11 protein-coding genes are annotated in these 13,379 nt (G+C 66.6%); 6 read left to right on the forward strand and 5 right to left on the reverse strand.

Features of this window, described 5'->3' with window-relative positions; genetic code table 11:
- The first annotated feature begins 7 nt into the window (after positions 1 to 7).
- Positions 8 to 1,408 carry an efflux transporter outer membrane subunit gene (locus E5A73_RS00535; RefSeq protein WP_135961862.1) on the forward strand — a complete coding sequence of 467 codons (1,401 nt, stop codon included), beginning with the start codon at positions 8 to 10 and terminating at the stop codon, positions 1,406 to 1,408.
- Positions 1,409 to 1,541: 133 nt separating this feature from the next.
- On the opposite strand, the gene E5A73_RS00540 is transcribed toward E5A73_RS00535, so the two are convergent.
- Both E5A73_RS00540 and E5A73_RS00545 read right to left on the reverse strand, forming a co-directional pair.
- Entirely contained in the window at positions 1,542 to 2,732 is a 1,191-nt protein-coding gene (locus E5A73_RS00540) for a dipeptidase (protein WP_135961863.1), read from the reverse strand.
- A gap of 103 nt (positions 2,733 to 2,835) precedes the next feature.
- Positions 2,836 to 4,143: an L-fuconate dehydratase gene (locus E5A73_RS00545; protein ID WP_135961864.1), complete on the reverse strand. Its 1,308-nt coding sequence runs from the start codon at positions 4,141 to 4,143 to the stop codon at positions 2,836 to 2,838.
- A 231-nt stretch (positions 4,144 to 4,374) separates the two neighbouring features.
- Between E5A73_RS00545 and E5A73_RS00550 the strand changes: the two genes are divergently transcribed.
- Genes E5A73_RS00550 through E5A73_RS00560 form a run of 3 tightly spaced genes read left to right on the forward strand, consistent with a single transcriptional unit; the run spans position 4,375 to position 6,460 of the window.
- Positions 4,375 to 4,710, forward strand: a complete 336-nt coding sequence (locus tag E5A73_RS00550; RefSeq protein ID WP_135961865.1) for an L-rhamnose mutarotase — start codon at positions 4,375 to 4,377, stop codon at positions 4,708 to 4,710.
- Positions 4,707 to 5,732, forward strand: coding sequence for an aldo/keto reductase (locus E5A73_RS00555; protein WP_135961866.1), 1,026 nt, complete (start codon positions 4,707 to 4,709; stop codon positions 5,730 to 5,732). The genes E5A73_RS00550 and E5A73_RS00555 overlap by 4 nt, the downstream gene beginning before the upstream one ends.
- Positions 5,729 to 6,460 carry an SDR family oxidoreductase gene (locus E5A73_RS00560; RefSeq protein WP_135961867.1) on the forward strand — a complete coding sequence of 244 codons (732 nt, stop codon included), beginning with the start codon at positions 5,729 to 5,731 and terminating at the stop codon, positions 6,458 to 6,460. The genes E5A73_RS00555 and E5A73_RS00560 overlap by 4 nt, the downstream gene beginning before the upstream one ends.
- Here E5A73_RS00560 and E5A73_RS00565 read toward each other — a convergent pair.
- The gene (locus tag E5A73_RS00565) at positions 6,457 to 7,248 is read right to left on the reverse strand and encodes an IclR family transcriptional regulator (RefSeq protein WP_240699938.1); all 792 of its coding nucleotides are present in this window, start codon (positions 7,246 to 7,248) and stop codon (positions 6,457 to 6,459) included. The two genes, E5A73_RS00560 and E5A73_RS00565, sit on opposite strands and share 4 nt — an antisense overlap.
- Before the next feature lie 161 nt (positions 7,249 to 7,409).
- Here E5A73_RS00565 and fucP point away from each other — a divergent pair, with 161 nt between their 5' ends.
- Both fucP and E5A73_RS00575 read left to right on the forward strand, forming a co-directional pair.
- Complete coding sequence (fucP, locus tag E5A73_RS00570) at positions 7,410 to 8,672, forward strand: L-fucose:H+ symporter permease (protein ID WP_206366346.1); 1,263 nt, start codon at positions 7,410 to 7,412, stop codon at positions 8,670 to 8,672.
- On the forward strand, positions 8,669 to 9,478 hold the full coding sequence (locus E5A73_RS00575) for an amidohydrolase family protein (RefSeq protein WP_135961869.1): 810 nt from the start codon (positions 8,669 to 8,671) through the stop codon (positions 9,476 to 9,478). The genes fucP and E5A73_RS00575 overlap by 4 nt, the downstream gene beginning before the upstream one ends.
- Positions 9,479 to 9,582: 104 nt before the next feature.
- Here E5A73_RS00575 and E5A73_RS00580 read toward each other — a convergent pair whose 3' ends face one another.
- Positions 9,583 to 11,778: a hypothetical protein gene (locus E5A73_RS00580; RefSeq protein ID WP_240699939.1), complete on the reverse strand. Its 2,196-nt coding sequence runs from the start codon at positions 11,776 to 11,778 to the stop codon at positions 9,583 to 9,585.
- Between the two features lie 137 nt (positions 11,779 to 11,915).
- Entirely contained in the window at positions 11,916 to 13,376 is a 1,461-nt protein-coding gene (locus E5A73_RS00585; protein ID WP_135961871.1) for a Gfo/Idh/MocA family protein, read from the reverse strand.
- Positions 13,377 to 13,379 lie beyond the last annotated feature (3 nt).

Below are 13,379 nucleotides of genomic sequence, written 5' to 3' on the forward strand. Positions count from 1 at the left end.
AAGTAGAATGACCTACCGCAATCTATTCGCCGCAGCCTCGGCACTCGCGCTCGCCGCCTGCGCCGCCGGTCCGAACTACACCGCTCCGGTGCACCCGCAGACCGCTGCCGGCAATTTCATCGCCGCCAGCCCGGCGGTCACTCCCCAACCGGTCAAGGGCGACTGGTGGCGGCTCTACAACGACCCGGTGCTCGACAGCCTCGTCACCGACGCGCTGGCCGCGAACACCGACATTCGCGGCGCCGTCGCCCGAATCGCCCGCGCGCGCGCTGTGCTGCGCGGTGCGCGTGCCGATCGGCTGCCCCAGGCTGGGGTGAGCGCCGGCGCCAATTACGGGCGTGTCCCCGAAAGCCAGCGCCCCGCAGGCGCCCCGCGCGAGGATTGGCAGCTCGATGCCGGGCTCGACGTCTCCTACGAGGTCGACCTGTTCGGCCGCGTCTCGCGTAACGTCGAGGCCGGCCGTGGAGACCTGGCCGCCGCCGAGGCCGATGCCGACGCGGTCCGTGTGATCGTCGCTGCCGAGACTGCGCGGGCCTATGCCGATGCGGCCTCCGCCGCCGAACGGCTCGCAGTCGCCGAACGCATCGTCAAACTGCTCGACCAATCGATCGACTTGACCGAGCGCCGCCGCGGCGTCGGCCTCGCCACGCGGCTCGACACCGCCCGCATCGGCGCATTGCGCAACCAGCGCCAGGCCGAAGTTCCGGCGCTCGCCGCCGAGCGCGACGCGGCATTGTTCCGCCTCGCCACGCTCACCGGGCGGGCGCCCGCGGACCTGCCGCAAGCCGCCCGTGGACGCACCGAGACGCTCCGCCTCGACCAGCCGATCCCGGTCGGCGACGGCGCTGCCTTGCTCGCCCGGCGCCCCGACATCCGCGCCGCCGAGCGCCGCCTCGCCGCCAACACTGCGCGGATCGGCGTCGCCACCGCGGACCTCTATCCGCGGATCAGCCTGGGCGGATCGGTCGGCTCGACCGGCAACAATATCGGGGACATCTTCACCGGCGGGCCGCTGCGTTGGCTGCTCGGTGGGCTGATCAACTGGGCAGTGAACCCCGAGCCGGCGCGCGCGCGCGTCGCCGCGGCGGAGGCCGACACCCAGGCCTCGCTGGCGAATTTCGATGGCGTCGTGCTCGGCGCGCTACAGGAAACCGAGACGGCGCTTTCGGCTTATGCCCATGCGCTCGAGCGCCGCACCGCGCTCCAGGCAGCGCAGACCGAAGCGCGGGCTGCGGTCAACATCGCCCGCGCCCGCCAGCGCGAAGGCGATATCGACTCGCTGGCTTTGCTCGATGCCGAACGCACCTTCGCCGACGCCGAGGCCGCACTAGCGACGGCGGATGCGCAGATCGCCGATACGCAGGTCGACCTGTTCAAGGCACTGGGCGGCGGGTGGCAGACGACCTAAGGCAAACCGTCACCCCCGCGAAAGCGGGGGCCCATCTCCCGAACTAGCGGCAAATGCGCCGGTACGCGTGTGGATATCGCTGGAGATGGATCCCCGTTTTCGCGGGGATGACGGAATGGATTGGTATGAAGCTTTACCGCCCCTTGCGCTCGTCCGCGATGCGCACCAGCCGCAGCACGTTGCCGCTCCACATCTTCTCGATATCCGCCGCCGAATAGCCGGCCTGGCGCAGCCGCGCAGTGACCTTGGGCAAGGCGTCGATATCCTCTAAGCCGGGGACGCCGCCGCCGCCGTCCCAATCGGCGCCGAAGCAGACATGGTCGACTCCCGCCACCTGGATCAAGTGGAGTACCAGCCGCATATAGGTCTCGAAATCGGCCTGTTGCGACGGCGCAGTCGCCTCGATTGCGCGCAGCCGGCGCGTGAGCGCGGCGACCTGTTCGCCGGTCAGTCCCAGCTTGCCGGCGTCCTCTAGTTTATCCGAAATCTCCGAACGCTCGGCGTTGGGGTTCGACTTGCCGAGATAGGCGGCGTTGGCGCAGATCGCTCCGCCCGAGGCGGCCAGCTTGCGGAGGCGCGCATCGTCGAGGTTGCGGGCATGATCGAAGATCGCCTTGGATCCCGAATGCGACAGGATCACCGGCGTCTTTGACAATGCGATCATCTGGTCGAGCACTGCGTCCGACGCATGGCTGGCATCGAGCACCATTCCCAACCGATTCATTTCGGCGACCCATTGCCTGCCGAGCGGGCTCAGCCCGTTCCATTTCGGCGTGTCGGTCGCCGAATCCGCGAACTGGTTGTTCCGGAAATGCACCGGCGACGCCATCCGCACGCCACGGCGATAGAATTCGCCCAGCAGCGACAGGTCTTCGCCCAGCGGATAGCTATTCTCGATGCTGATGAAGCCGAAGCGCTTGCCGGCCTTGTCGAGCCGCGCCGCATCGCTCGCCTTGGTCGCCAGCCCGATCCGGTCAGGGAACTTGCTCAAAGTCGCGTGGATCTCGTCTGAGCGTCCCAGCGCGAAGGCCTTCGCCGCAGCATAGCCCTCAGGGGTCAGCGGCCCAGAAGCCGTATAGATCACGAAGAACCCGCCATCCAGGTCGCCAGCATCCATCCGGCCGAGATCGACCTGCGCCGGATCGGTGGCGTGATCATGCCGCGCGCCGAAATCCCAGCCCGGGCGGCTGAAATGGATTGGCGTGTCGAGATGCGTGTCCAGCGTCAGCAGTCGCCTGTGCAGATCGGAATCGTCGCCCGGCACGGCGTGCGTCGTTGCGCAGGCAGTGGTGGCGAGCAGGGCAAGCAGAACGAGCTTCTTCATCGGGCGACCTCGGATCAACGGCAACTGACTCCAGCATGGCGTTCCGCGCCGCCGCCGTACAGCCCGCCGAAAACGCAGGCCCCATAGCGCGCAGGAATAGGCGCTATTCCGCCGCGACTGCAGCCAAACTCCCAGGGTCCTTGCGATAGCGGAAAGCCGCGAGGCTCGTCGGCTTCATCTCGATCGAGAAGCCCGGCAGGGTCGGCGCGCGATAGGCACCGTTTTCGATCACGCACGGAGCGACGAAATGCTCGTGGAGATGATCGACATATTCGATCACGCGCCCCTCGGACGTCCCTGCGAAGCACAGGTAATCGATCATCGCAAGGTGCTGGACATATTCGCAAAGTCCGACGCCGCCGGCATGCGGGCATACCGGCAGATGGTATTTCGCGGCCATCAGCAGCACGCTGAGCACTTCGTTGACGCCGCCCAGCCGGCATGCGTCGATCTGCACCACGTCGATTGCGCCGCGCATGATGAACTGCTTGAAGACCACGCGGTTCTGGCACATCTCGCCGCTGGCGACGCGCATTGGCGCGACGGCCTCGCGGATCTGGCGGTGCCCCTCGACATCGTCGGGGCTCGTCGGTTCCTCGATGAACCAGGGATCGGCAAAGGCCAGCGCGCCGAGATGCGCGATTGCCTGATCGACTTCCCACACCTGGTTGGCGTCGATCATCAGCTTGCGATCGGGGCCGAGCGCCTCGCGCGCGATCCGCAGGCGGCGGATATCGTCTTCGACCGAGCGTCCGACCTTGAGCTTCACATGGTCGAAACCCTCGGCCACGGCTTCGCGGCACAGCCGTTCGAGCTTGTCGTCCGAATAGCCGAGCCAGCCGGCCGACGTGGTGTAAGCGGGATAACCCTGGTCGAGCAACGTCGCGAAGCGCTCGGCCTTGCCCTCGGCGCGCGCCTCGAGCAGCGCCAGCCCTTCCTCGGGCGTGATGCAATCGGTGATATAGCGAAAGTCGATCAACCCGATGAGCTCGGCGGGGCGCATCTCGCCGATCAGCTGCCACAAAGGCTTGCCCGCGATCTTGGCGAGCAGATCCCAGACGGCGTTGACCACGGCGCCGGTGGCGAGATGGATCACGCCCTTTTCGGGCCCGATCCAGCGCAATTGGCTGTCGCCGGTGACGTGCCGCCAGAAGCGCGCGCCGTCTTCGCGGATCCAGTCGAGGTCGAGGCCCTCGACCAGCGGCGCCAGCGCCTCGATCGCGGCGCAGACGATGTCGTTGCCGCGGCCGATCGTGAAGGTGAGGCCATGCCCGGCCAGCCCGTCATCGGTATCGAGAATGCAGTAGGCCGCCGAATAATCCGGATCGGGGTTCATCGCGTCCGACCCGTCGAGCATCTGCGAGGTCGGGAAGCGAACGTCGAGCACGCGCATCTTACGAATGACGGTCATCGGGCGGAGACCGGAGCCCGATACTCTTGCCGCCGCATCACGCGTGCCCATCCGCTCATCGGTCTGCCCCTCCAAAAGCGCGGCACGATTGTCCGGGCTCTCTCACCCGCATGTTCGCAGATGATTTACGTTTTTATATGTGCGAGTTGAATATGGTGCAAGTTTCCCGTTGTGCTAAGAGCGCGGTGAGGATCACAGCGCCGATGACAATGGCCGCGAAGAAGGAACAGGATGGCACGCCGGCACTGCTTTGCGCTCGACCTTGTCGACGATGCCACGCTCATCGCCGATTACGAAGCGCGCCACGCGCCCGACTCGGTCTGGCCGGTCGTGCTCGATCATCTCCGCGCCCAGGGCGTCGAGACGATGGAGATCTGGCGAACCGGCGATCGCATGATGATGATCGCCGAAGTCGCCGACGATTATCCCCGCGCGGTCGATGCCCCCACCGAAATCGACGATTGGGAACAGCTGATGTGGCGCTACCAGCGCGCACTGCCGCATGCCGCGCCAGGCGAGAAATGGGTGCCGATGCAGCGCATCTTCGCATTCGGCGAGACGCGATGATCCGGACACGCCGCCTGCCGAGCTGCGATCTGGAGCTTCCCGAACTCGGGCTGGGGACCGCGCCGCTCGGCAATCTCTATCGTACCGTCTCCGACGAAGACGCTGCCGCCACGATAAGCGCCGCGTTCGCCGGCGGCACGCTCTATGCCGATACCGCGCCTTATTACGGCTTCGGCCTCGCCGAGAAACGGCTCGGCGCTGGGCTGCGTACGGCGGCCCATGTCGTCGTCTCGACGAAGGTCGGGCGGCTGCTCCATCGCGTCGACGGTCCGCTGCCGCCGGAACGCCACGGCTATCGCTCGGTCGAGCCTTACGAGCCCGTCTACGATTATTCCTATGACGGGGTGCTGCGCTCGCACGAAGCCAGCCTCGCGCGGCTCGGCGTCGACCGTATCCACATCCTGCTCGTCCACGATATCGGCCGGCTGACGCATGGCGAGGCCCATGCCGATCGCATGGCCGAACTCGCCGGCGGGCTCCGCGCGCTCGAGCGGCTGCGCGGCGAGGGCACGATCACTGCGTTCGGCATCGGCGTCAACGAATGCGAAGTCGCGCTCGAATTGCTCGACCGCGGGCCGCTCGACCTGATCCTGCTCGCCGGGCGCTATACCCTGCTCGAACAGGGCGCACTCGATGCACTGCTGCCGCGCTGCGCAGCATCGGGGACGGGGGTGGTCGTCGGCGGCCCGTATAATAGCGGGATTTTGGCGGGGCAGGGCGCGCGGGCGGATGCGCATTACGACTATGGGGCAGCCCCGACGCCGATCGTCGAACGGGCGCGGCAGATCGAGGCGGTCTGCACCCGCCACAATGTCGCGCTCGGCGCTGCCGCGCTCCAGTTCGTGCTCGCGCATCCCACGGTGGTGAGCGTCGTGCCCGGCCTGGCGAGCGCGCGAGAAGTCGCCGATACCTTTGCCCGGCATTCGGTGCCGATCCCCCCCCAGCTCTGGGCCGAACTGAAACATCTCGGATTGCTGCGCGCCGATGCGCCGGTCGAACCTTCGGAGACTCGTACGACATGACTGGAAGGCTATCGGGCAAGACGGCGTTGATCACCGGTGCGGCGCATGGGATCGGCCGTGCAACGGCTGAATTGTTCGTCCGCGAAGGCGCGACTGTGTGGGCAGTGGATCGCGACGCCGACGCGCTTGCCACGTTCGACGATTCCACAACCCGCCAAGTCGACATCTGCGACGCCGCCGCGGTGGAGGCAGTGATTGCCGAAGCCCCGCCGCTCGACATCTTGTTCAACTGTGCCGGCATCGTCGCCGCGGGTACGATCCTCGATTGCAGCGAGGCCGACTGGCAGGCCTCGTTCGACCTCAACGTCACGGCGATGTACCGGATGATCCGCGCCGCGCTCCCGGCGATGCTCGCCAATGGCGGGGGCTCGATCGTCAACATGGCGTCGGTCGCCAGCTCGATCACCGGCGTGCCCAACCGCTTTGCCTACTGCGCGTCCAAGGCGGCAGTAATCGGGCTCACCAAGGCAGTCGCCGCGGACTTCGTCGCGCAGGGTATCCGCTGCAACGCGATCTGCCCGGGCACCGTCGACACCCCGGCGCTCCACCAGCGGCTGCGCGCCACGGGGGACTATGAGAATGCCCTGCGCGCCTTCAACGCGCGCCAGCCGATGGGCCGGCTCGGCGCCGCCGCCGAGATCGCCGCACTCGCGCTCTATCTCGGCTCGGACGAATCCGGTTTCACCACCGGGCAGGTCCAGGTGATCGACGGCGGCTGGACCGTCTAGATCCGGCTGTCGCCTTCGACGAGCTGGTCGGAGATCTGCGCGGCCGCGAACCGGACCAATTCCGCGGTTTCCTTGGCGGAGATCGAGGGCTGGAGCTTCTTGAGGTACGGCACCGTCAGCGCCGCCGCGGCCATCCCGCCGCGCATCACCGGCGCCGAAACGTCGGTCACCCCCGCGACGAACTTGCTCGGGGTAAGTTCGACCTGGCGCTCGCGGATCTCGTCGGCATGCACGCGAAACGCCGCCAGCTCGGCCTCGGGCAGCTGCGGGTCGAGCAGGCTCTCCCAGCGCCGTCGGACATCCTCTGGTTGGAAGGCATAGAGGATCACTCCCGACGCTGCCTGGTGCAGCGGCCGGCGATAGCCGACGCGCACCGAGAAGCCGAGCTGCTCGCTCGATTCCATTCGCGCCACCACCACCATCTCGCCCTGCGTGTGCAAGGCGAGGTGGCATGATTGGCCGACGCTCGATGCGAGCTGGCGCATCACCGGCAGCGCAGCCTCTATGAGGTCGCGCGTGCGCGGCTGCTGCATACCCAAAGAGAAGAGCCGGTCGGTCAGCCGATAGCCTTCGTTCGAGGGATCCTGTTCGATGAAACCGCGAAACTCGAGCACCTGGACCATGCGGAACAGTTCGCCATGCGAGCGCCCGAGCCGATTGACGATCGCAGTCAAGGTCATCGGTCGCGCCTCGGTGGCGAGCAGCTCAAGGATGTCGAGCCCCTTTTCCAGAGCCGGCGCCCGATAGCGCGAGTCGATCTCGCTTTTGTCTTCAGCGACTTTCTTCACTTCACCCCCTGATGGCGTTCCTGCCTGCACCGTGTATCTGTTGCCGGCCCCTGAATGAAGATGGGCGGGGCAGAAGGCGCGGCGAGATTGTTGCATCCGCATGTGGAAAATGTTTTTATATGCGCAAGGCTCGCAAAGGGCTTGGCGGGGGAAGAATGCGCATGAAAGCCAGAGCGTCATCGGCCGCCTTGCTGCCGGTGGTACTGATCGTCGCCTTGTTCTTCCTGTGGGGCGTGGCCAACAACCTCAACGACGTTCTGATCGCGCACTTCAAGAAGCTGTTTACCTTGAGCGACCTGCAGGCGGGCCTCGTCCAGTCGGCTTTCTATCTGGGCTATTTCTGCCTCGCGATCCCCGCAGCCCTGTTCATGCGCGCTTATGGCTATCGCGCCGCGGTGCTGGCGGGGTTGGGGCTCTACGGCATCGGTGCGCTGCTGTTCTGGCCCGCCGCCGGGGCACAGAGCTACCCGTTCTTCCTGGCTGCGTTGTTCGTGATCGCCGGCGGGCTCGCCTTCCTCGAGACCTCGGCAAACCCGCTGATCGCGCGCCTGGGACCCGAGGAGACCGCGTCGCGGCGCCTCAACCTCGCCCAGGCGTTCAATCCGCTCGGTTCGATGACCGGCGTCGTGCTCGGCAGCCAGTTCATCCTCTCGGGCGTGTCGGTTTCGCCGGCGCAGCTCGCGGCAATGAACCCTGCAGCGCTCGCACTCTGGCGCGCGGACGAGGCGGCGTCTGTACAATTACCCTATCTGCTGATTGCGCTCGTCGTGGTCGGCTGGGCGGTGCTGATCCGAATCGTGCGCTTCCCCGCAGTGGCGACCGAACGCGACATGGACGAGGGCGTGGGTGCGTTCGACGATTTCCGCGCATTGCTGGGCGAACGGCGCCTGATGTTCGGCGTGGTAACGCAATTCTTCTATGTCGGCGCGCAGGTCGGGGTGTGGAGCTATCTGATCCGCTACGCTCAGGTCGCGTTGCCGGGGACGGGTGAGCACCAGGCCGCGGGCTGGCTCACGCTGTCGCTGGCCTTGTTCATGGCCGGGCGCTTCGCGGGCGCCGCGCTGATGGGTCGGATCGCAGCGCTGCCGCTGCTGGCGAGCTTCGCTGGTATCGCGGCGCTGCTCTGCGTCGTCGCCGCGCTCGTCGGCGGCGGCCCCGGCATCGCCGCATTGGTCGCGACGAGCTTCTTCATGTCGATCATGTATCCGACGATCTTCGCCGAGTCGGTCGCCGGGCTGGGCGCACGCACCAAGTCCGCCGCGGCGCTGCTGGTGATGGCGATCATCGGCGGCGCGGTGCTGACTGCGCTGATGGGCTTTGTTTCGGACACGAGCGGCTCGATCCTGTGGGCGATGCTGGTGCCCGCCGCCAGCTTCCTGGTGGTGCTGGCGTTCGCGTTGCAGGCAAGGGCGCGGCCGGCTTGATCGACGCGCACGTCCATGTCTGGCAAATCGGCCGCAATGGCTGCGCTTGGCCCGATGCCGACCTTCCGACCCTCTACCGCGATTTCGACCTGACCGACTATCGTGAAACGGCAGATTCCGCCATCGACGGCGTATTGCTGGTCCAGAGCCAGCCCGACGCCGCCGACACGGATTGGTTGCTCGGCCTCACCGACCCGCTGATTGCTGGCGTCATCGGCTGGGCCGATCTCGCGGCACCCGACGCGCCGGAGCACGTAGCGGTTTTGGCAGCCCATGCACGCCTGCGCGGCTTGCGCCCGATGGTGCAGGATCAGGCGGACGACTGGTACGATCGGGCCGACGACACCGCATTGGCGATCCTGGCGGAGCACGGCCTTGTGCTCGAGGCGCTGATCCAGCCACGCCACCTCGCTTCTCTCGCCTGGCTGGCGCAGCGGCATCCCGCGCTGACGATCGTGATCGATCACGCTGCCAAGCCGCAGGCGGACGGGTTCGACTCGTGGATCCACGCGATCGAGTCGATCGCTCGTTATCCCAACGTCCATGCCAAGCTGTCGGGGCTAATGACCGAAACCGCTCCGCTCGATGCCGTTTTCGACGTCGTCTGGCGAACTTTCGGACCCGAAAGGCTGATCTGGGGGAGCGACTGGCCTGTGCTGACGCTCGCCGCAAGCTACGACGATTGGCTGGAAAGAGCACGCATGCTCGTTCCTGTCGAGGATCACGCAGGCGTTTTCGGCGCCAATGCGCGGCGCGTTTATCGGCTGGCGCAGAATGGACGACCGGACGGCGGAAAAGGGAGTTAAACGCCGCCCGGCCGCACCCCTTAGGGGTAACCCTGCGGAGCATCACCTTCATACTCCTGAATAGGTCGCGCGGCCAGTACGCAAAAACACGATGGCGAGACAGTTCAGGGGAGCGGCGCGATTTCCTCAGCGCGAACCTTCCATCCTCGCGTTGGAAATCCGGGCGCGGGTCCCGACGACCCGTCCCACCCTTGCGCCATCATGCCTATCGCGAGCAGAAGCGCGCCGTTCGACGGAAAATAGGTCTCGGCGGCACGCGCGTAACCGGGCCCGTCGGGTCCGGGCCCGGCAGCGCCCGCCGCAGGACCGACCAGCTGCCTTTCCTCCTCAAGATGGACGCGCGGAGTCATCCCGCTGACGCCCCAGCGATTATTGGGCAGATCGCGGAACAGCCAATCGACTGCACTCTCGCGATCGCCCAGCCGCGCTGCGGTCATCGCGATCACCGGAAAGTCCCAGCCCCAGGTCTGGCGCAGGTCCCAATGCGCTTCGGTAGCGGCAAGGGTGCTGCGCATCGCCGCCGGATCGACCCGGCGCCCCGGGATCAGTCCATACGCCATAAGGAACGACGGGTGGTCGCGGTTCAGGCAGCGCGGTGGCGTTGCGTGGCGGCTGCACTCGGGTGAAGTGCTAGTCCGCCAGAAATCGGGTTCGCTCTCGACTGGAAGGTACAGACCTTCGCTTTCGGGCGGTGGCGCGAGTCCTGCAATCACGCGATCCCATTCCACATTGCGGGCCAGCCCGCGCCGCTCACGCCAGATCTGCGCCGTGCCGAGCGCCCAGCGATAATATTCAAGTTCGAACGCCGGGTTGATCGTGGTGAGCGGCGGATGATTCTCCTGCGCCGGAATGATCGGCGGCCCGAGTAGGTAGCGCTGGCCGTCACGGCGCGGCCAGCTCGCAAGCATCTCCGCGGTCTGCTCCACCATCTCGCCATAGCGTTTGAGCGTCACGCGCCCGCCACCCGCGCGGTAGACGAGCTCTGCGAAGTAGATCGGATGTGGCTGCTGCCACATGATGAACGGATTGACCGTACTCGGGCTGTTCCAGCCGTTCGGCCCGGTCATCTTGCTCCACCACGCGCCCTTGACGCGGTGCCGGCGGGCGACTTGCTGCGCATAAGGCAGCGCTCGCAGATACCAAACGAGACTGCGTTCGAGAATCTCCCGGCGGCCCCAGCTTGCCCAGTGCCCGGAATGGAAGATCAGCATTTCGAGGTGAAACTTCCCGTTCCAGCTGTTCGAGAACAGGCCTTCCTCCTGCGGCGGATATTCGCCGGCTTGGTTGATCGCCGCGAGATATTGCGACAGCACGACGCGGCGTTCGAGCTCGCCGGCGCGCGGATCGGTGCTGCCGGCGAAGTCGACGGCGCCGCCGCGGGTCCAGTATTGGCGCCAATGCTGCGCGACTGCCGCCGAATCGGGCGTGCCGGGTTGCCGGCGGCTCCGATCGAAGCTCACCGTCACGTCGAGCCGATCGCCGTCCCGACGCAGCACGCGGAAGCCATGGGGCCCGGCGCGCGTGATCGCACCGCCCGGTGCCCCGATCGCCGAGAAATAGCGCATGTCGTCCAGCGTGCGCTCCGCCACCACGCGCCCCGGGGCCTGTGTCAGGATGCGGGTGCGGTGGGTATCGTCATGCGCCCAGTCCGAGGGATCCGGATTGAGCTTCGCGGAAACCCCCGGATAGCGCACATCCACTCCGATCCGGCCCTGTGCGACCAGCGGCGATCGGATCGACACCATCACCATGTCGCGGGTGGGGTGGACGCGCGTCTCGACGCTCACCGGCTGGCCGTCGAACACGAAGCTGCTGGTGAGCGATCCCGACCACAAATCGAGCCGCTGGCGAGTCGCCGTCAGGTCGCCGAACTTCGGCTGCGTGCCATCGCGCCGGAGCAGCGCCAGCCCGATCCGGCCGAGCGAGAAGCGATGCGGGTTTTCGCGCAGCCATTGCAGCCCGGGCCGCTTGTCGATCTCGGCCCAGTCGCGGATCCATGGATAGGGCTGCTCGCCGCGACCGGGCACCGGCACCATCGCCAGCCCGTCGCGCTCGCTATGGCCGTTAGGGTTGGGGAAGCTGTGCCACGCCCATTGCGCCATCGTCAGCAGCGGCGCGATCGGCGAATATTGCTCGGGAAAGGTCTGCAGCCCGGTGATGTCGGCGGTGAAGCCGAGATTGCCGTTGCCGACCATCAGCGGCGCGTGCGGGTCGATGCGGGTGAGCTCCACGTTGTGGCGGCTGACCAAAGCATGCCGGTCGATCGGCTGCGCGAATGTGGGGGAGGGGAGGAGCGCCACCAAAAACCAGCCCGTCACCCCCGCGAAAGCGGGGCTCCATCTCTTGCAGCGTCCGCGAATACCACGGTGGTCTTTGAGGCCGGCGCCGGAGATGGGTCCCCGCTTTCGCGGGGATGACGAGATGCAGGACAATTTACCTAACCGTGCTGCAACCGCATCGGCATCGGCACGCGATCCTTGTGCCCCGGCATCTTCGGAAGCGTCGGCCAGTCGAGCCCGGTCACGAGGCTTTCGATCCGCACCGGCTGCCCGGTCTCGAAGCATTTGTCCGCCGCGATCCCGATCAGGCACGATGCCGCGCCGCCGCGCTCGTCGGCCGCCCGCATCAGCGGGTCCTTCGGCGCGTTCGGATCGAAGATGTCGGCAAGCATCACGGCGTCGCCGCCGCCATGCGATCCCGCGCCGGTGTCGGGCTTGATATCCTGCGCTTCGCCGCGCATCGGGATGATCCGGGTTTTGATCCTATCCTCGTCGCGCTCGTTGATCGCGCCCGCCGTCGCGCCCTGCTCGACCACGCTATGCTCGAGCCTGCCCTTGGTGCCGTTGAACGCGACGGTATAGCCTTCCCAGGCATTGAACGCGTTGAGGCTGTAGCTGAGCGTCGTCCCGCCGGCATAGCCGACGATCACGTTCATCGTGTCCTCGATGCTGATCTCGGGTCGCCACACGCATTGGTCGCGGAAATAGCCGTCATATTTCTCGGCATCGAGATAGAGCGCCTTGAGCCCGGGATCGGCCGCGAGGTCGAGGAAGAAGGTGCATTTGTCCTTCTCGGGGCAGGTGTGGCAGCGTTGGTGCGGGCCCTGCAGTCCGAAGCGGCGCGCCATTTCCGGCGTGTAGAATTCGCGTTTTCCGGTGGCGTTGACGCTCACCGGCATGTCCGACAGCCACCAGTTGACCAAGTCGAAATGGTGCGTCGCCTTGTGCACCATCAGCCCGCCCGAGATCGCCTTGTTCGAATGCCAGCGGCGGAAATAATCGGCGCCGTGAACGGTGTTGAGCAGCCAGTGGAAATCGACCGACAGCACGTCGCCGATCACTCCCGACATCAGCAGCTCCTTCACCTGGCTGCGGAACGGCGAATAGCGATAGTTGAACGTCACGCGGATGTGCCGGCCGCTGCGCTTGACCGCGTCGAGGATCAGCTGCGCCTTCTCGGCGGTGGTCGTCATCGGCTTCTCGGTGATGACGTCGACGCCGGCGTCGAGCGCGCGGATGATATAATCGTTGTGGAAGGCGTCGGGGGTCGTGACGATCACGGCGTCGGGCTTCTGCTCGCGCAACATCTTGTCGAAGTCCACAGCGAGATAGGGCTTGGGCGGCCGGGCACCCGCCTTGCTGGCCTGCTGGGCGACATAATCGAGGCGACCGGGATTGGTATCGCAGGCGGCGACCAACTCGCCATGCGCCTTGTGCGGACCCCACAATGCCTGCTGGTACATGCGATTGCGGCTGCCGACGCCGACCGCGACATAGCGCTTGCGCTTGTCGGCCGCGAGGGCAGGGCCTGCATCGAGCGCCGCGGCAAGCGCGGTGCCTGCCGCCAATCCGCCGATCACGTCGCGCCGCCCGACGGCGGGTCCTTCCGGTCGATCCATCCT

The sequence above is a fragment of the Sphingomonas gei genome, from assembly GCF_004792685.1.
GTDB classification, from domain to species: Bacteria; Pseudomonadota; Alphaproteobacteria; order Sphingomonadales; family Sphingomonadaceae; genus Sphingomonas; species Sphingomonas gei.